The sequence below is a fragment of the Clostridium sp. genome (genome assembly GCF_051656525.1).
In the GTDB taxonomy this organism is placed as follows: domain Bacteria; phylum Bacillota; class Clostridia; order Clostridiales; family Clostridiaceae; genus Clostridium.
This window is the reverse complement of record NZ_JBOGCC010000391.1, coordinates 20,447-39,503: the sequence shown is the minus strand read 5'-3', so window position 1 is coordinate 39,503 and position 19,057 is coordinate 20,447. Positions and strand designations below refer to the sequence as shown.

The 19,057-nt window shown below is 28.3% G+C and carries 17 protein-coding genes; 1 reads left to right on the top strand and 16 read right to left on the bottom strand.

Annotated features, from left to right (window positions below):
* Positions 1-52: 52 nt before the first annotated feature.
* From ACRDDY_RS19120 to ACRDDY_RS19075, 10 genes are all read right to left on the bottom strand, one after another.
* A complete protein-coding gene (locus tag ACRDDY_RS19120) occupies positions 53-1,831 on the bottom strand; it encodes a V-type ATP synthase subunit A (RefSeq protein ID WP_438566501.1) in 1,779 nt (592 codons plus the stop codon).
* A 17-nt stretch (positions 1,832-1,848) separates the two neighbouring features.
* Positions 1,849-2,160 (bottom strand): V-type ATP synthase subunit F, encoded by a 312-nt coding sequence (locus tag ACRDDY_RS19115; protein WP_438566500.1) that lies wholly within the window; start codon positions 2,158-2,160, stop codon positions 1,849-1,851.
* Entirely contained in the window at positions 2,153-3,154 is a 1,002-nt protein-coding gene (locus ACRDDY_RS19110; protein WP_438566499.1) for a V-type ATP synthase subunit C, read from the bottom strand. The genes ACRDDY_RS19115 and ACRDDY_RS19110 overlap by 8 nt, the downstream gene beginning before the upstream one ends.
* An 11-nt stretch (positions 3,155-3,165) precedes the next feature.
* Positions 3,166-3,750 carry a V-type ATP synthase subunit E gene (locus tag ACRDDY_RS19105; protein ID WP_438566498.1) on the bottom strand — a complete coding sequence of 195 codons (585 nt, stop codon included), beginning with the start codon at positions 3,748-3,750 and terminating at the stop codon, positions 3,166-3,168.
* 16 nt (positions 3,751-3,766) lie between these two features.
* Positions 3,767-4,258 (bottom strand): V-type ATP synthase subunit K, encoded by a 492-nt coding sequence (locus ACRDDY_RS19100; protein ID WP_438566497.1) that lies wholly within the window; start codon positions 4,256-4,258, stop codon positions 3,767-3,769.
* A gap of 28 nt (positions 4,259-4,286) precedes the next feature.
* Complete coding sequence (locus ACRDDY_RS19095) at positions 4,287-6,236, bottom strand: V-type ATP synthase subunit I (protein ID WP_438566496.1); 1,950 nt, start codon at positions 6,234-6,236, stop codon at positions 4,287-4,289.
* Entirely contained in the window at positions 6,223-6,549 is a 327-nt protein-coding gene (locus ACRDDY_RS19090) for an ATPase (protein ID WP_438566495.1), read from the bottom strand. The genes ACRDDY_RS19095 and ACRDDY_RS19090 overlap by 14 nt, the downstream gene beginning before the upstream one ends.
* A gap of 183 nt (positions 6,550-6,732) precedes the next feature.
* On the bottom strand, positions 6,733-8,385 hold the full coding sequence (locus ACRDDY_RS19085) for a B12-binding domain-containing radical SAM protein (protein WP_438566494.1): 1,653 nt from the start codon (positions 8,383-8,385) through the stop codon (positions 6,733-6,735).
* A 16-nt stretch (positions 8,386-8,401) separates the two neighbouring features.
* Positions 8,402-8,878 carry a hypothetical protein gene (locus ACRDDY_RS19080; protein WP_438566493.1) on the bottom strand — a complete coding sequence of 159 codons (477 nt, stop codon included), beginning with the start codon at positions 8,876-8,878 and terminating at the stop codon, positions 8,402-8,404.
* An 89-nt stretch (positions 8,879-8,967) separates the two neighbouring features.
* Positions 8,968-10,260 (bottom strand): hypothetical protein, encoded by a 1,293-nt coding sequence (locus tag ACRDDY_RS19075; RefSeq protein WP_438566492.1) that lies wholly within the window; start codon positions 10,258-10,260, stop codon positions 8,968-8,970.
* Between the two features lie 162 nt (positions 10,261-10,422).
* Between ACRDDY_RS19075 and spoVB the strand changes: the two genes are divergently transcribed.
* Positions 10,423-11,919, top strand: coding sequence for a stage V sporulation protein B (spoVB, locus tag ACRDDY_RS19070; RefSeq protein ID WP_438566491.1), 1,497 nt, complete (start codon positions 10,423-10,425; stop codon positions 11,917-11,919).
* Between the two features lie 35 nt (positions 11,920-11,954).
* Here spoVB and ACRDDY_RS19065 read toward each other — a convergent pair whose 3' ends face one another.
* The 6 genes from ACRDDY_RS19065 to ACRDDY_RS19040 form a co-directional block, all read right to left on the bottom strand.
* Positions 11,955-13,589 carry a putative polysaccharide biosynthesis protein gene (locus tag ACRDDY_RS19065; protein ID WP_438566490.1) on the bottom strand — a complete coding sequence of 545 codons (1,635 nt, stop codon included), beginning with the start codon at positions 13,587-13,589 and terminating at the stop codon, positions 11,955-11,957.
* A 14-nt stretch (positions 13,590-13,603) separates the two neighbouring features.
* Entirely contained in the window at positions 13,604-14,575 is a 972-nt protein-coding gene (locus ACRDDY_RS19060) for an RluA family pseudouridine synthase (protein ID WP_438566489.1), read from the bottom strand.
* 67 nt (positions 14,576-14,642) lie between these two features.
* Positions 14,643-15,827 carry a M20 metallopeptidase family protein gene (locus ACRDDY_RS19055; protein ID WP_438566503.1) on the bottom strand — a complete coding sequence of 395 codons (1,185 nt, stop codon included), beginning with the start codon at positions 15,825-15,827 and terminating at the stop codon, positions 14,643-14,645.
* A gap of 144 nt (positions 15,828-15,971) precedes the next feature.
* The gene (locus ACRDDY_RS19050; RefSeq protein ID WP_438566488.1) at positions 15,972-17,978 is read right to left on the bottom strand and encodes an ATP-dependent helicase; all 2,007 of its coding nucleotides are present in this window, start codon (positions 17,976-17,978) and stop codon (positions 15,972-15,974) included.
* 116 nt (positions 17,979-18,094) lie between these two features.
* Positions 18,095-18,277 carry a hypothetical protein gene (locus ACRDDY_RS19045; protein WP_438566487.1) on the bottom strand — a complete coding sequence of 61 codons (183 nt, stop codon included), beginning with the start codon at positions 18,275-18,277 and terminating at the stop codon, positions 18,095-18,097.
* Positions 18,278-18,364: 87 nt separating this feature from the next.
* The gene (locus tag ACRDDY_RS19040; protein ID WP_438566486.1) at positions 18,365-18,979 is read right to left on the bottom strand and encodes an EAL and HDOD domain-containing protein; all 615 of its coding nucleotides are present in this window, start codon (positions 18,977-18,979) and stop codon (positions 18,365-18,367) included.
* Positions 18,980-19,057: the final 78 nt, after the last annotated feature.

Sequence of the window (19,057 nt, the reverse complement as noted above, 5' to 3'; positions counted from 1 at the left end):
GCCATCTACAGCCATTAATGGTCCTACAACTTCTGTTACTGTTCTATATTCTTTAAGCATCTAGAACCCCTCCTTCGCTGATTAATTTATCCATTTCAGCAGTTAATAAAGTTCCTATTTCATCAATTTGATCTATATTATCTTCAGAAATATATTTAGCTCTTGCAATTTTATCTCTGATTTCATCCATTTTTAAAACTTTATCTAAGTAAACACCTGCTTTTAAAGCTCTTTCTGCTTCAGTTTGGAACTGAAGTATTAACTTTAACATTTTGTGTTGTTTATTTAATGATGCATAAGTATCTATTTCATGGAAGGCATTTTGTTGAAGATAGTCTTCTCTTAATGATTTTGCTACTTCAAGTTTCAATCTATCTCCTTCTGAAAGTGCATCTATACCGACAAGTCTTACAATTTCTTGTAAGTTTGATTCTTCTTGTAATAGTGACATAGCCTTAGTTCTAAGCTCTGACCAGTCTGATCCAACTTCACTATTCATCCATGCATCAACACTGTCTGCATATAATGAATATGAATTTAACCAGTTTATTGAAGGGAAGTGTCTTTGATAAGCTAAGTTAGCATCTAGTCCCCAGAAAACTTTAACTATTCTTAAAGTTGACTGTGTAACTGGCTCAGATATATCTCCTCCTGGAGGTGATACTGCTCCAATAGCTGTAACTGCTCCTTCTCTTCCATCTTTACCAAGACATACAACCTTACCAGCTCTTTCATAGTAATCTGCAAGTCTTGAACCTAGGTATGCTGGATATCCTTCATCCCCTGGCATTTCTTCAAGTCTTCCTGACATCTCTCTTAACGCCTCTGCCCATCTTGATGTTGAATCAGCCATGATTGACACTGAGTACCCCATGTCTCTAAAATACTCTGCAATAGTTATTCCAGTATAAATTGATGCTTCTCTGGCAGCAACTGGCATGTTTGATGTATTTGCTATAAGAACTGTTCTCTTCATTAAGCTTTGACCTGTTTTAGGATCTTTTAACTCTGGGAACTCGTTTAGAACGTCTGTCATCTCATTTCCACGCTCTCCACATCCAACATAAACAACTATCTCAGTGTCTCCCCATTTAGCAATCTGATGTTGAACTACTGTTTTACCAGCTCCGAATGGTCCTGGTACTGCTGCAGCTCCACCTTTAGCAACTGGGAAGAAAGTATCTATAACTCTTTGTCCTGTAACCATTGGCTCTACTGGGTTCATTTTTGTTTTATATGGTCTACCTTTTCTTACAGGCCATTTTTGCATCATTGTAACTTCTTTGTCGCCTTTTTCTGTAGTTATAACACATACAGTTTGCTCAACATTGAATTCACCTTGCTTTATATCTTTTATAGTACCCTTTATTCCAACTGGTACCATTATTCTATGAAGTACAACTGGAGTTTCTTGAACTGTTCCAACCACATCTCCTGGTTCAACACTATCCCCTACTTTTACTGTAGGTATAAAGTTCCATACTCTACTTCTATTTAATGATTTAACTGATACACCTTTTGTTAAAAATGGTGACTTAGCAGCCTCCATAAATGCATCTAGTGGTCTTTGAATTCCATCAAACATTGATTCTATAAGTCCTGGTCCAAGTTCAACACTTAGTGGCTCTCCTGTAGTTTCAACAGGGTCCCCAGGTCCTATTCCTGATGTTTCTTCATAAACCTGTATTGAAGCCTTATCTCCTCTCATTTCGATGATTTCACCGATAAGACCTTTTTCACCAACTTTACACACGTCATATATATTAGCTTCATCCATACCTTCAGCAACTACTAATGGTCCTGAAACTTTAATTATCTTTCCGATTTTCATCTTACCGACCTACCTTCCTATAAGATATTAACTCCAACTGCTTTTTCAACATTGTCGCTAATTCTTTGCATTCCTATATTTAATGATCCTTGATTACTTGGAATTAATATTACAGCTGGAAGCGTTGCTCTATTATATCTTTCGATTGTTTCCTCAATATTTTGAGCAACTTGTTCTGTTACAAATATTACTGCGTAATCACTCATTGCAAGTTTATCTATTGTTTTTCTTGCTTCATCATCTTCTACTACTGGGAATACATCTATCCCTAGTGCTTTAAATGCTAAAACTGAATCTTTGTCTCCAACAACACCGATTTTCTTAGACATAAATATCACGCAGCCTTTCTCTTATTACTTCTGATGCAATATTATTTAATTTCCCAACCATGATTATTCTAACAACTTTAATTTCTGTTTCTTTTGCATAGATATAAGCAATTACTGGTTCTGGTCCAAAAGGAATAAATTTAGCTTCTTTCATTAATTTCATTATATAGTTATCAACTAACTTTTCTAAAAGACTTGCTGAATTTGTTTTTGTAAACTCTTCAATTCCCTCTCTTATCATCTCTGCATAATTTGTATGAGATAATTTTGTTGCTATATTTTCAACTGTATCTGTAAGAAGTCCTTTTAATAAATCTTTATCTATTGAACCGCCTTTTATAATAACTTCTTCTAAGAATTCTTTTCCTTTACCTTGCTTTTTAACTCTTAATAAAGTTTTTAAATTTGTAGAATCTACAAGTACTTTTAAATACTTATCTATAAATTTATCATTTAATTCTTTCGCTATATCATGAAGTTCCATAAACATGTATCTATCTACTATAATATCTATTCTTTGAGGATCTTTGTTTATTTCAAAGTCTTCATTTGCAGCTATTATAGCTTCCTTCATTCTTATAGGTAAGTCTCTTAAGCTATTATTTTCAACCATATACTTAAGCTTTGAAAGTTCCATTTTTCCAACTGGAATTAACATATTACTAAAGTCTTTTCTTAAAATCATTCCTTTTAAAAGAACTTTTATGTTATGGTAATCATACTTTAAGCTCATTATATCTATTAAAGATTTTGAAGGTGATGCACTATACATTAGTGCATACACTCTCTTAAGTTCTTCACTTAAAATCTCTTCATAATCTTCTGCTCTTTTAATGCCAGTCATCACGCCTGCATATTCTGTTTCTTGAAGAACCTTCAATGCTTCATTTCCTGAAACACCATCTATCATTCTATCAATTTTCGATTTATCAAGGAGTCTTGTTTCTAATACTCTAAGCCTTGGTATTACTTGAGTAAATTTCATTGAATCCATATTCTTCCTCCTTAATTAAATAATATATTTGCTACTTCAAATTCCATTTCATCTCTTAAAGATTGAACCAAAGATTCAAATGTATAGTTTATTTCTATTCCATTTTTCTCTAATATAAATCCACCTTTAAATGATCCTCTTACATCACTTAATGTAAGTTTTAAATTGAATTCTTTATTTATTTCACTTACAAAAGCACTATCAATTGCTTTTGCTCCATTTTCATTTAAAATTAATTTTTCGTCTCCTTCTATATTTAAATTCTTTATAGAAGATTTAACAAAATTCCTAAATTCACTACTTTCCATTTTACATAAGATATCGATACTCATATTAAATACTTCGTCAATAACCTTACCTTTTGAAAGCAACTTTTCATTTCTAACCTTTAGCTCTGCACTAGACAAAATTCTTTCTTTTCTAGTTACAGCTTCTAAATTTGTTTTTTCTATCATTGAAGTCTTAAGTTTATTTGCTTCTTCAGTTTTCTTAGTTACTATTTTAACTTTTTTATCTTCTGCGTCAGCTAATATACTCTCTTTTCTGTCTTCTGCATCCTTAAGGATTTTAGAAGTTAGATTATTAACATTTGACATATCTTCACATCCCTAACTATTTAACGCTGAATACTAATAAGATTGATACAACGAATCCTAATAATGCATAAGTCTCAACCATTGCTGCAAATATGATTCCTTTTGTAGTTTGCTCTGGCTTTTTAGCTAATATTTGAATACCAGCAGCTGCAACTTTACCTTGAGCTATTCCTGAGAATAAACCAGCTATTGCAATTGGTAAACAAGCAAAGAATAAGAATAATCCAGTTTCAAAGCTCATTCCAGCTCCGATTTTTAAGTAAACTAATAATCCAATAACAAATCCATATAATCCTTGAGTACCTGGTAATAATTGAAGAACTAATGCCTTACCAAACTTTTCTGGTTCTTCTGTCATAAGCCCTGAAGCGGCTTCCCCTACTAGTCCAACCCCTTTAGCTGAACCTATTCCTGATAATCCTACTGCTAATGCAACTCCTAATGCAGCAAATATAATTCCCCCATTTGTTGCAAAAAAACTAATCCATGTTGTAAATGTATTTTCCATTTTTAAATTCCTCCTAATTAATAAAAAACTAAATTTCTTTTTTAATGTTTATAAACTTGTCTAAAGTTTTAAATGGTTTAAAAGCTCTTCCCCCTCCATCATAAAACTTTGAGAAATACTCTACATATTCAAGTCTGCATGTATGAACATAAGCTCCTAGTAAAGATAATCCTAAGTTGAATACATGTCCTAAAATAAATACTATTGGCCCAAATATAATTAGCGCAACACCTGGGAACATTCCTATTATAAGGTTTAATGCACCTGCAATTGATCCCCCTGCTAACCCTAATGCCATAAGTCTTGTGTAAGAAACTAAGTCTCCTATATACCCTGTTATTCCATATAGTTGGTATAAACCTTCTCCTAGTTTTCCACCTTTTGATTTCATGTGTCTTCCTTGTGTAAGAACGATTAATATCATTCCTGCTATCATGCACCACATCCCTATTGTTCCTACTGTTTCATGTCCTGTCATTTTTCCAAATCCGAAAACTGCAATTGATACAAGAGTAATTACCCATGAACCAACATCAAAGAATGCGTCTAATGGCTTTCCTGCTCGAACTAAAACATATGCTTTTATTCCTAATCCAAAGAATATTTGAATTACCCCAAACACTATTGACATAACTAATATTGTTGTAACATCAGTTTTTGTATTTATAAGTGCTGGAAGTGGTATTAAATCACCAAAGAATGCTCCATATACTGCTCCAAATGCTATTGTTGGAAAGCTTAACCAGAAAAAGAATTTTGCAAATTGCTTTTGTTTTTCATCTAGCTTAAATACTTTAAGAGCTATTATTGAACCTATAAGTACTAATAATCCATATCCAATATCTGCAACCATCATTCCAAAGAATAATAAGAAGAATGGTGCTAAAAGTGGTGTTGGATCAATATCATTATATCTTGGTAAACTATACATTTCTGTAATGTTCTCAAATGATTTATTTAAAGAATTATTTTTAAGTTTTATTGGTACATTTGGTATTTCTTCTTCTTTTACATCTTCATATGTTAAATAATGATCTTCTCCTAAAATTTCTTTTGCTATTTTAGAAAGATTCTCATTTTTTTCTATTGGCGTCCAACCTTGAATAACTACTGTATTATTTGTTTTTAAAAAGTTATTCTTAGCTAATTTTCTTGTGTGAATATTGTGGTAATATTCATAGGCAAGTTCTAATGTTTGAACTCCCTCTTCAAGTGCTGAAAGTTCTTCCTTTATAAAAAACTTTTCTGACTTTATTTTTTCTATTCTATCTAAGTTTGTATGGATAATATTCATAGGTACTTCATCCCTATCATTTTTAAATCCACTAAATCCAAACCCTCTTAAAACTTCTTCAACCTTTTCTTCATCTTCTTTATTAACTAATGCTAAAAAGAAAACATCTTGATTGTTTTTACTTACTATTTCAAGATAAGAATTTGATAATTCACTTACTAAAGCTTCTTCATAATTCTTAGAAACACTTCCTATAAAGCTTTTTGTTTTTATCTTCTTTAACTCTCCAAAAGGAGCATCGAAGTTTTCCCATGGCTTTAACAAGCTATTTTCAGTTTCTAATTTTGTTACTTCATTATCTAATTCTAATAAAAGAGCTTCTTTTTCCCTAGCCTTTTCATAAAGTTCATTCCAATTACTATTTAAGACTTTATTTTTTAATTCATCTTGGCTTAAGGACTTTTTTCCTTCCTTCATTTTCTTAAAACCTGATTTTTGAGGTACATATCCTCCTAAGAAGTCAAGAGCAAACTTTACTTTGGATAATTTTTCTTCACAATTACTAAACTCTTCGTCAACAGTATCCTTAGAAAGCTGTTTTAACTCTTCATTTTCCTCTAAGTAGTTTTCATTTTGTAAATCAATAAATTCTACTTCCGAAAAATCTTGTAATTTTTCTAATAGAGCATCTTTTTTAGACTCAAAGGTTAGTAAGGTGAATTTATTCATCTTAACTATTGCCATTTGTCTTCACTATCCTCTCAATCACTAATTTTACTGCATCCTCTTTTTTGTTATTAGATACATTTAAAATTTCCTTAGCTTGGGCTTCCCCCTTAGCTAAAATAGGCTCTGCCTCTTTATTCCCTTTTGAAATCGCTTCATTTATAATTCTTTCGCTTTCATTTTTAGCTTCTTCTAATATTCTATTATATTTTTCTAAAGCTTCTTTTTCAGCGTTTCCAATTATTTCTTTAGCTTTAATATTTGCTTCTCTTACTATTTCTTCTGCTGTGTTTTCAACCTTTTTAACTTCTCTAATTGCCTCTAATGCCAAAATATCACCACCTTTTACAAGTAAGTAAAATATATATATAAATTAATGCTTTATATAGTATTAATTACTTTTTAATTATATTATACACTTTTTACGAATAATTTCAAGAAAATTATTAATTTTTAAATTTTTTTATTAAAATAGGATTTTTTAGCCAATTTTTAATATAATATTACAACCAAATTATAAAAATATAAAATTATTGTTATTATCTATTAACATATATATATCTTTATTAATTACTTCACCACATTTTAGATATTTTTCTACATCAATTGTAAACTTCTCTATTGTATATTCTCTAAATGAATATTCATCTCTTAATTTTTCTTTTAAATCTCTTTCCTCTTCTTTACTTATGTTGCTTCTTAAAAATTCTGGCATTCCACGCTTTTTATTATGAAGAAGGTATTCATATCTTATTATTTCATTTAATTTTGATTCATCATTTAAAACTTCTTTTTCAAATTCTAAAAATAATTTATAATACTCATTGTTCCCAATACTTCTATCGAAGTATCCTTTACTATCATAAAATCTACCTAACGCATAAAAGAATTCAAATGGATTATCGTATTTTGGATAAAAATATTCTAAAATATATTTAAACTTCCCACTGTTATAATATTTATCAACCATATGTTCTACTTTCTTAAGTTCTAAAAGACTAAAATAATCTATATCATTTGTACTTAAAATTTCATATGGTGGATATTTTGAAAATTTCATTCCCCATTTTTTACTTTCCTCTCTCATTGATGATCCTTTTAAAAGTTTTAAGAATCCTAATTGTATTTCTTCTGGTTTTATTGAATGCACATCATTAAAAGACTTCTTAAAAGACTGAAAATCTTCCCCTGGAAGTCCTGCTATTAAATCTAAATGTTGTTTTATATTTCTTAATGATAATAACTCTACAACCTTCTCTTTTATATCACTAAAATTAACAAATCTATTTATGTTATGAAGAACTTCATCATTTGTTGTTTGTACCCCTACTTCAAATTGGAATCTATTATCTGGTGCATTTCTTAAAAGTTCTATCTCTTCTTTCTTTAATATATCTGCTGAAATTTCAAAGTGGAATTGCGTTTCCGTATCTGCCTCTATTAAAAATTTCCATATATCCATAGCAAATTTATGATTACAGTTAAATGTTCTATCTACAAATTTAACTAACCTTACTTTTTTCTTTATAAAATATTGAAGTTCTTCTAATACTCTATCTATATTTTGAAATCTTACTCCATGAACTGTTGATGAAAGACAATACTTACAATTAAATGGACACCCTCTTGATGCCTCATAATATACTATTTTATTATCTAAATTTTCATCTACTTTATATGGAAATACTACTTCTTCAAGAGACATTAACGGTCTATTCCCATTAAATTTAACTTCATTCCCCTCTTTATATACTAATCCTCTTATTTCTTTTATATTAGTTTCACCTAATTTATATTCTATAAACTCTCTTAAGGTTTTCTCCCCTTCTCCAACTATTACATAATCCCCTACATGCTCCTTCAAGAAAAGAATACTATCATACGACACTTCAGGTCCTCCAAATAATACTTCAATATTAGAATCTACTGTTTTTATTAAATCCGAAATTCTAGAAACCATTTCCACATTCCAAATATATGTTGAAAATGCTACTACATTTGGTCTTTCTTTTATTATTTCCTCTAATATTTTTTCTTCTCTATCATTTATTGAGAACTCTCTTATCTTTCCCTCATAATCCATATCCTCTGTAAAGGCCTTTAAATATCTAACTGCCAAGTTACTGTGTACAAATTTTGAGTTAATTGCTGTAAATAATATTTTCATTTAAAAATTCCTCTCTTTAGTTAATTTTTTTAGCTTTGATATAAAATATATCTTCCCAAACTTTAGTTTCCTCTATTATACAGTTTTTTTCAAGAATTTTTTCTATTTCTTCTATATTTAAGCAAGAAAATATATTATTAGTTTTAATTCTTACATTCTTGAACTTATCATTTGGACATAATACTTTTAATTCTACATCTACTATTTCTCCAAAATTTTTATTTAAGTCCCATATATATATTTCTCCATCTTTTTTTATATAATTCGTTATTCTCTCAATTACCTCTTCTTTTTTACCTCTTCCAATCATTTTATTTAAATTAAAAAACAAAATTCCTGTATCATAATTATCTTCTACTGTTAATGCTATCTCATTTCTAGTATTTATTTCTTCTTTTTTAAAATCTAATAATGAAAATTCATCAATTGAAAAATCTAATACATCCCCTTTTATTTTCAAATTACTTAAATTTAATAAAATTGTTTTTTTCATACTCTTCACCTCCCTATATTATATTACCATTTTTTGTAATAATTAAGAATAAGAACAGCTTAATTTTAAATTAAACTGCTCTTATTTCATTACTTTTTATTTTTCATGATTTTTTTTACCAATATAAATAGTACTATTAATGCTATTCCTATTACTATTACCATTATACTTTTAGGCATATTCAAAATAAAGTTATTGCCTTCTTTTTGTAATTTATAAATATATCCTGATTCTCCATCAAGTAAAAGACATTCTGTATCTAACATTAATATATCACTTATACTACTCTTAGAATCTAGCTTTAAAAACTCTTTAACTATCTTTTTATCATCTAATGAATATATCTTTTTTTCTACATCATCGAAAAATATTATTGTATCTTCTTCTAATAATACACCTTTTCTATCTACTGCAAGTGCTTTTATACTTTTTAAATTATTATGCTCATAATAAGGTCCTTTAACAACTTCTTCTAACGGATTTTTTATAACCTCTTTTATACCTTCTCCTTCTTTTGAGAATTTAGGAGAACTAATTTTATCTCCTCCACTATAGTCTGGCCATCCATACCAAGTTCCTTCATTAATCATATATATATGATCTGTATCTCTTAATGCACCTCTTTCTCCATCAGCTTCTAACCCTTCAATAGCTCCAACTATCTCGCCTTTACTATTTATATCCCAACTTAATATATTCTTTATTCCACTTGCATATATAACTGGCTCTTTTCCATCTAGCTTTACTTCATATATAGCTCCATTTCCTAACATCTCTTCTTTAAGCTTTTCCCCTTCTTTACTAGATTCTCCATATTTTTTAAATGCTCCTGTCTTTCCCTCGCCATAATTTTCTCCTGTCAACTCTATTTCTACAGGAGTTTTATCCCATAACTCCTTTGTAAACGAATCTCCCTTTTCTGCTATTCCTGTATTAGTAAATGCTCCTATTGAAAGCAATATTTTATCATCCTTTATTATTATCTTTCTTTTTATTCTATCTCCACCATAAGGAATCTTTTTAAGTACATTTTCTAAATTACCACTTTTCACATTTATTTTAAATAAATCTCCTTTTGAAATAATCAAAATATTTCCCTCATGATAAATAGCATCTTCTATTTCTAAATTAGTATTTGTATATATTTTCTCTGTTTGATTATCACTATTTATTTTCACTATTTCATTTGTATAACATACAAAATAATTTCCTTCCTCATCCCCTTCTATTTGAATAGCATTTTCAAACCCTTTTAAAAATATATCACTTTTCACATCTTTTTCTTTAACTTGAATACCATAGCCACTTGTATAAATATAAATTCCTAAAGCGAGTACTACTATAAGAACGCTTGCTATAGAATACTTTAAAAATTTCTTCATCTCTTCTCTCCTTAAACTTTCTCTTTAATTTATATTTATAAAGCTATAATAAATATTCCTAAATTTACTTAATTCTAATTAATTAACTAAACTTTTTATTTAACAGTATAATTCTTATTCTTTTTGAATATTATTTACAGTAGTTTAAAAGGAGTGATTTATTTGAAAAAAGATAATTTTTTTAGAAATTCTCTCTTGCTCACAACTTCAAATATAGCAACTGGTATTTTAGGATTTATTTTTTCTATATACCTATCTAAAGTTTTAGGAGCAGAAGGAATGGGACTTTATAATCTTGTAATGCCTGTTTATCATCTATTCATTTGTCTTATGACTTCTGGAATAGTTGCTGCTATATCTAAAGTATCTGCTATTTATAATAATTCAAATGAGCATGAGAATTTAAGTAAAACTGTAAAAACCGTTTCTATATTTAATATTATTTGGGCAGTTTCTATTGGACTTTTTGTTTTCTTTTTTGCTCCTATAATAGCTAAATTTGGAATACATGATGTTAGAACTATTAACGCTATTCGCGTTGCTTGTCCTGCTATGATATTTATATCACTTTCTAATATTTTAAAAGGATATTTCCTAGGTACTTCTAGAATAAAAATTCCTGCTTTAATAGATATTTTTGAAAAGGCAATGAGATTAATTACAATATTTTTGCTTTTATATACTTTTAAAACAGATAACTTAACACTATTGGTTACTTTAGCATATGTATCTTTAGCTATTGGAGAGTTACAAAGTCTAATATTTTTATTTTTCTACTATAAAAAATGTACTCGTAATATTCCTTATAGAAAAAATGTACAAACTGACGGAAGACTTCAACTTTTATTTAATGTACTTATAATTACTTTTCCTTTATGCATCAATGGCTTTTTAAATGGAATTTTTTCTACTATTTCCACTTGGATAGTTCCTCAAAGACTTTTAGCCGCTGGATTTAATTATAGCGAAGCTCTTTCTATGATAGGACGCTATACAGGAATGGCAATGACACTTATAGGTATTCCTTTAATTGTTGTAGGAACGTTGAACTCTTTACTTATACCTGACCTTTCCCAAACTTTAAGTCAAGGAAGAAATTATGATGCTATTCAAAGAATAAAAAAGGTATTAAAGCTAACTTTTATACTTGGACTAGCTACCACAATTATATGTAATCTAGTTCCAAATAATCTTGGGGAAATTTTTTATGGTAGAAATGATTTAGGCAGTTATATAAAAATGGCATCACTTTCTGCTCCATTATTCTTTTGTTCTACAACTATGTTTGGAATATTAAATGGACTTGGAAAACAAACTGCTATTGTTAGAAACTCACTTATTGTTGCTTCCATGGAACTTATATCATTATTTTTCTTTACTTCAATTCCTGAAATTAATATTTATGGATTTAGTATTACTTTATTTATAAGTTCTATTCTTTGCTTAGGATTAAATATGTTTGAGATAAATAAGACTCTTAAAGTATCTATTTCACCAGTTGATATAATTATATTTACTTTATTTGCTATTTTAATTTACTTAATATTCAATCTTTTTATAAGATATTTCTTACTACCTTTAACAACTTTAAAAACATTGTTTTTAATCTTATTGATTTTTGTAGTATTTATTCTTCTCTCCAAATTTGGTTCTGAGTAAACTAAAAGGAAGTGTAAAATTACACTTCCTTTTATCTATCTTATTCTACTTTTTATCTTATTTGGAACTAATCTATATAATTTTGGTGACATTGACTCTATATCTACTTTTCTTATTCCACCTATAAGAATCATTATTCCACCATATACAATACCACCTATTAAGACTAATATTATTGTATATATTAAGTTTACTACCCAAGATAATATATCACCATGCATTCCACTTACTATCTTTTCTAATGGGATTTTTGCAACAAATAATGCTACTCCCATTCCTAAGGATGCAATTATTGGTTTTATACATGGTTTTAATATAGGAATTCTATATTTTACAGTACGTCTTAAAATTTTATAGCATATAAATGCTGGTACTGCAAAATAGAAAAAGTTTCCTATTAGAACTCCCATTATATTAACTTCTCTTATTCCAACAAAAATATAGTTTCCAAGCACTTTACAAACTACTCCAATAGAAAACGCAATTATTAGTGGCCTAAATTTACTCATTCCTTGAAGTATTGATGATTGTACTTGTGCAAGTGCCATAAATATAAGTATAAATGAACCTGCTGCCATAAGATATGATCCACCCGAGTTATGTCTAAATAAAATCATATATATTTCTTTGCTTAATATACTCATTCCTACAGCTGCTGGAATAGTTATCATAAAAGTCAATCTAAACCCAAAGTTTATCTGCTTTATTATTCCTTTTCTATTTTTTACTGCATAATTTTTAGCTACACTTGGTAATATAATAGTTGTTAATGCTGTTATTACTATTAATGGAATTCCAAGCAAAGTTCTATATTGTCCAAAAACTCCATATAAAGTATTTGCTTGCATTATAGTATAATGAGCACCATCAACTAACCTATTATTAACATTAATCATATCTATCATTCCACCAAAGTTTTGGATTCCTGCGATCAATGTTATTGGAAGAGCATATTGAAATACTTTTCTTTTTATTGTATGACTTGGAACTCTTTTTTCTTCTACAAGGTGATTCATATGCTTTTGTCTCTTCTTACCGTATAAATGCATAAGATAGACTACTGCAACTAACGCACCTATAGATGTTCCTATAGTTCCTCCTGCTGCTCCAAGAGCTAGCTTTAATCCATCACTTGAAAAATGCATAAAAAGATATGCAAATAAAAGACTAATTACAACATTTAAAATTTGCTCTACAACTTGTGATATTGCAATTCCATGCATAAGTTCTCTTCCTTGGAAGTATCCTCTATACGCTGCTAAAACCGATGTTAAAAGCACACTTGGTGCTAAAAACATAATTGCAAATACTGCTGCACCATTATTCGTAACTTTAGCAAATGGGTATGCTAATACAAAAACTAAAACCGCTCCAATTGCTCCAAATAGTCCAAAGGTCTTTCTTGATATTTTAAGTACCTTTTCACTATCTTTCTCATATCCCATAGCTCTAAGCTCTGAAACTACCTTTGCAACTGCTGGTTGACATCCCATAGTTGTAACTGCATAAACAAACATAAATACATCATACCCTTTTTGATATATTCCAAGTCCTGCAACTCCAATAACAGCTGTTAGTAAAGGTACATAAAAAGCTGATAATATTTTAGATACTATCCCTGCAATAGATAGTATCATAAATCCTTTGGTAACAGATGATTGTTCCTTCATTTCTATACTCCTAATTAAAGTCTAAATTTAAATACATCCTTTTTAATCTTTTTAAAGATAGGTGGTAATGTTTCTACTATTATTTTATCAGTTAAATATTCCATTTTCCCATCAATCTTTTTAAAATTTAATTTATATGCATATAAGAACTGGAACTCTAATCCAAATTTACTTCTAAAGAAAGAGTTCATTTTTCTATCTCCATATTTTTCATCTCCAATTATAGGACATCCTAAATGTGCAAGATGTGCTCTAATTTGGTGACTTCTTCCTGTTATTAAATCTATTTCTAAGAAAGAAAAAGCTCCGTTTGTTTGGATAGTCTTAACTTCCATTGATATTTCTTTTGAGTCTGGTACTTTTTTATCAAATATTTTTGATATATTAGCATCTTCATTTTTTAATATGTATCCTTTATAAAGACCATCTTTTATTTTTCCTTTTACTATTGTATTATAGTATTTTTTAACTTTTCCTTCTCTTATTATCTCATTTAGCTCTTTTAATCCTTCAAAACTTTTCCCAAATACAACCATTCCCGATGTATTTCTATCTAATCTATTACATGGTGCTGGTGTAAATGTTATTTCTTTTTCTGGTAAGTATGCTCCCTTTTCATTTAAATAAGAAAGTACGTAATCAGTAAGTGTTGGTATTTTCTTATTGCTATCCGGATGAACTAATACTCCTGGCCATTTTTCAACAACTAACATATTTTCATCTTCATATGATATTTTCATTCTTTTTGCATCTACTTTAATGAAATTATCATTTACTTCAGTTGCTTTTTTACTTTGAATATATCTTACTTCTACTACATCTCCAATTTCTAGTGAATATTTTTCCTTTTGTTTCTTACCATTTACTCTAATATCACCTTTTCTAAGTGCTTTAAATATTGCACTTAATGGTACATCTTTTAATAATTTTCTTAAGAATTTGTCTAACCTTTGACCTGCTTCATTAGCACCAATTTCAATTCTCACGTTTTAAATCAACTCCTATTTTTACTTCTTTCGTAAACTTCGCTTATCTTATTAGATTAATAAAGATTTACTCTCTTGTCAAATAATTAAATGCTGCAGCACTTTGAACACTAACTCCTATTGGAAGTGCTTCTTCATCTATATCAAACATTGCACTGTGAGCTGGTCTAAAACTATCTCTCCTTTCACTACCTGTTCCTAGAAAATAAAATGCTGAATCTCTTTCCATTGCAAAGTATGCAAAACTTTCTACTCCCATGCTTGGGTTTGGTTGTTCTAATACATTTTCTTTTCCTAAAACTTCACTTGCAGATGCTCTTATTAATTCTACACATGAATCTTCATTTATTAAACAAGGATAACTTTCCTCAATTAAAACTTCTGCATCTCCTCTTCCTATCATAGCTATTCCTTTAGCTACTTCCACAACTCTTTTTGTTACATATTCTCTATCCTCTGGAGTTGTTGTTCTTATTATTCCTTCAATCTGTGCTTCTTCTGGAATAATATTTTGTGCTGTTCCTGCATGGAAACTTCCTACTGTTATAACACATGGATTAAGTGGTGAAACTTCTCTACTTACAATAGTTTGAAGTGTTCCTACTATATTTGCTCCTATAACTATTGGATCTACTGTTGTATTTGGTCTAGCTCCATGTCCACCATGTCCTTTTACAGTTATTTTATATGGGTTTGATGCTGCATTTACCATTCCATTTTTTATCATTATTTTTCCAACTTCTAATTTTTCTTCAACATGAAGTCCTATCACTTTATCAACTCTTGGATTTTCTAAAACTCCATCTTTTATCATATGTGGTGCCCCACCTGTTGTCTCTTCAGCAGGTTCAAATATAAGTTTAACTGTTCCACCAAATTTATCTTTATTCTTATTTAAAACTCTTGCTACCCCTAAAAGAATTGTTGCATGTGCATCATGTCCACAAGCATGCATTTTCCCTTTCTCTTTAGATGAATATTCACATACTTTTCTATCTTGTATTGGAAGTGCGTCCATATCAGCTCTAACACCTATAACTTTTCCATTATCAGGAAGTTCACCTTTTATAATTCCGCAAAGTCCACTTTTCCCTACTTCTTTATATTCTATTTTTTCTCCATCTAAAAACTCTTTTATTTTTCCTATAGTTCTATAAACTTCAAATCCAAGTTCTGGATGCATATGAAAATCTCTTCTTATTTCTACTAATTCACTTTTAAACTCATTTGCTTCTTTAAAAAAATCTATCATCATTTTTCTATCTCCTTCTATTAAAACGAGGACTTATATTCATTTGAATATAAGTCCTATTTTAAATTATATATTATATCTTAAAACCCTTCAACTTAGCTTTATGGTTCAAAACAAAAACTTATTCCTACTTTTCCCATTTAATTACTCTAAGCATAAAAGATTTTTTTCTAATAAAATACTTAATTTAAAAGTCTTTTCTCCACTATCCATTAAAAGTATTGTTATTCTATCTCCATCAAGTTTTCTTATAATCCCTTTTTCTCCTCTACCTTTATGAATAACTCTCGCCCCTACAACATATCCCTTATTTTCTAACTCTTTCAGTTTAAATCCTGTTTCCTTTAAGAACCTAGACTCTTCTCTAGCTTTTCCACCTTTCATTCGTGGTGCAAAAAGATATAAGTTATCAATAGCTCTTGTCATTCCTACATAAAATATTCTTCTCTCTTCTTCTACTCCCTCTTCTTTTGCTGATGCATGTGGCATAATTTCTTCAATACAATTTACTAAAAATACATTTTTAAATTCCATTCCTTTTACTCTATGTATTGTACTTAACATAACTCTATCTTCATTATCATTTTCTTTTGAACTTTTAATTTCTTCTTTAACTTCATCTATATGATTAAAAAAATCTAAGATATTATTAAAATCACTTGCTAAAATTTTAAATTCTTCTAAAATCTCTTCTAAATCAGATATGTTTTGACTAAATTTCTCACTATATTCACTTAAATAATCTATATAGTTTAAATCACTTATAATAAACTGAATTGCACTTCCTAGGGAAATTTTAGATAAATAATTTATATCTTTTTTCAAATCACCTAATTTTCCTTTTTGAAATGTATGAATATCATCTTTATTAATTAATGCATCAAAAGGATTTAAATTTCCTGTATACCCCTTTATATACTCAATATTTGCCTTACTTACATATCTAAAAGGCTTATTTATTATTCTTAAAAAATCTGCTTTACTACTTTGATTTAATGCTAATTTTAAATATGCAATTATATCTTTACATATAAAATGATCATAAAAATTATATTCCTTATCTAATATATTAAATGGAATTCTACTTCTAGTTAATGCATCTATAAAACTCATACTTTCAGCATTAGTTCTATAAAGGATTATATTCTCATCAAATCTATAATCTTTATTCCATACATTTTCCTTTATTTTTTTTATAACCATCTCACTCTGTTCTTTTTCATCTAAAGGCATTAAGCATTCTATTTGTCCATTTTCTTCTTTAAAGCCTTCTATTTTTTTTTCGTTTCTACTTTTATTTTCACCAATAACCTTTTTAGATCCTTCTACTATATTCTTAGAACTTCTATAATTAGTTTCTAAAAAATATTTTGTACCACCATTGAATATTTTATCAAATATAACCATATATTCTGGCTTAGAACCTCTAAATGAATAAATACACTGATCCTCATCTCCAACGCAAAAAAGATTATTCTCTTTTCCTTCATTCATCAAACCTAAGAATTCCACTTGCAAATTATCACAGTCTTGAAATTCATCAACAAGAATATATTTAAATAAATGTCTATATCCTTCTCTTAATCTTTCATTATTTTCTAGTAATTCTAATGCCTTTATTGCTAAATCATCAAAATCTAATAATCTATTTTCATCTTTAAACTCCTCATAAGCTTTATATGCTTCTTCAAATATTTTTCTAGTTATTGTTGGATTAAAGTCTGATAATCTAATTCTACTTGTCTTAAATAAAGATATATTATTCCTAACTTCCTTAACTTTATCATCATTTACTTCATCTACATACTTTTTTAAAACTTCTTGTACTATTTTATTTTCTTTAAAATCACTTATTATATCAATCTTAATTCCTTCTCTAGAAAGAATTTTATAAAACAATCCATGAAATGTTCCAAAAAATGGTGAATTCACTCTATTAAATTTATCTTTATATCTTTCTTTCATATTAAGTGCAGCAGCTTTTGTAAATGTAATTACTATTATATTTTTATTTTCAACTTTTAATTCATTTACTAAAAAATTTATTCTATTAATTATTACTGTTGTTTTTCCTGAACCTGGCGCTGCTACAACTAGTATATTTTTTTCTTTCCCATAAACTGCTGCATTTTGATTTCTATCTAAATTCAAATTATCACCTTCCTATTCTTTGAATTATATCCATCTTTCAATTTTACATACTAACAGAAAAAAAGTGAAGTATCTTTTACTCCACTTTCTTAATTTTCTATATATAGATAGCCCCATTATTCTAAATCTACTGCCACTTCTGCTCTTATTTTTATATCTAAAAATCTTTTTAAACTAATATCATCTAAATATTCTAAAAAAACACATTCTTCTCCATTATTACGCTCTTTACTCATAATACATTCGCAAAAACATTCTCTTTCCACCATATTAGATGACCAAAACGGACATTTACTCATAATTCTCCCCCACCTTGTAAACGAAAACAATTATTTTAATTCCATTATATAACATTTTTATCAAAAAATAAAGTTTTTTCTATAAATTTATAATGCTATTTTCTTTATTTTTCTATCTACAATTATAGGTTTACTAAAATAAAATCCTTGATAATATTCATACTCGTCTTCTAATGCTTCTTTATATTCTTCATTACTTTCTATTTTTTCTGCTAAAAACTTTGCTTTTGCATTTATTTTTCTTATGTATTTTAAAATCTCTGCTCGTTCTTCTTTATTCGTTAAAATAAAATCTATTTTATAAATATCTATATAGTCTAAAAACTTTTTATAATTCATATTCTCACTTACATCATCTAATGCAATTATATACCCTAAACTTTTCAATTCACTAATTTTTTTTAATATCTCCTGTGTTGGAATTACATTTTCTAATATTTCAACAACTATATTATCTTTAGGTAAATCTTCAAAATAATTTTTTAATATTGCTTCTTCTGTAAAATTAATAAATGCTTTTTTATCTTTTATAAGTTCTTCTACTCCTAGCATAGATATAGCCTTTATTATTTTATATGTAGCTTCATTCTCTTCTATTTTCTTATCAAATTCATTTTTATGTGAATTTCTATATAATAATTCATAGGCAACTATTTTTTTATCAGAATCATAAATTGCTTGTTTCGCAAAAAAAATATTCATTATATCCCCCTTTAAAATGACCTAATTAAAATTAATACCGTATATTAAATTTTAACATACGGTAATCATTTTTTATAA

Bases quoted from the DNA above. Each gene is read 5' to 3' on its own strand.
- ACRDDY_RS19120 (WP_438566501.1), bottom strand. From the start codon at position 1,831: ATGAAAATCGGAAAGATAATTAAAGTTTCAGGACCATTAGTAGTTGCT.
- ACRDDY_RS19115 (WP_438566500.1), bottom strand. From the start codon at position 2,160: ATGTCTAAGAAAATCGGTGTTGTTGGAGACAAAGATTCAGTTTTAGCA.
- ACRDDY_RS19110 (WP_438566499.1), bottom strand. From the start codon at position 3,154: ATGGATTCAATGAAATTTACTCAAGTAATACCAAGGCTTAGAGTATTA.
- ACRDDY_RS19105 (WP_438566498.1), bottom strand. From the start codon at position 3,750: ATGTCAAATGTTAATAATCTAACTTCTAAAATCCTTAAGGATGCAGAA.
- ACRDDY_RS19100 (WP_438566497.1), bottom strand. From the start codon at position 4,258: ATGGAAAATACATTTACAACATGGATTAGTTTTTTTGCAACAAATGGG.
- ACRDDY_RS19095 (WP_438566496.1), bottom strand. From the start codon at position 6,236: ATGGCAATAGTTAAGATGAATAAATTCACCTTACTAACCTTTGAGTCT.
- ACRDDY_RS19085 (WP_438566494.1), bottom strand. From the start codon at position 8,385: ATGAAAATATTATTTACAGCAATTAACTCAAAATTTGTACACAGTAAC.
- ACRDDY_RS19080 (WP_438566493.1), bottom strand. From the start codon at position 8,878: ATGAAAAAAACAATTTTATTAAATTTAAGTAATTTGAAAATAAAAGGG.
- ACRDDY_RS19075 (WP_438566492.1), bottom strand. From the start codon at position 10,260: ATGAAGAAATTTTTAAAGTATTCTATAGCAAGCGTTCTTATAGTAGTA.
- ACRDDY_RS19065 (WP_438566490.1), bottom strand. From the start codon at position 13,589: ATGAAGGAACAATCATCTGTTACCAAAGGATTTATGATACTATCTATT.
- ACRDDY_RS19055 (WP_438566503.1), bottom strand. From the start codon at position 15,827: ATGATAGATTTTTTTAAAGAAGCAAATGAGTTTAAAAGTGAATTAGTA.
- ACRDDY_RS19045 (WP_438566487.1), bottom strand. From the start codon at position 18,277: ATGAGTAAATGTCCGTTTTGGTCATCTAATATGGTGGAAAGAGAATGT.
- ACRDDY_RS19040 (WP_438566486.1), bottom strand. From the start codon at position 18,979: ATGAATATTTTTTTTGCGAAACAAGCAATTTATGATTCTGATAAAAAA.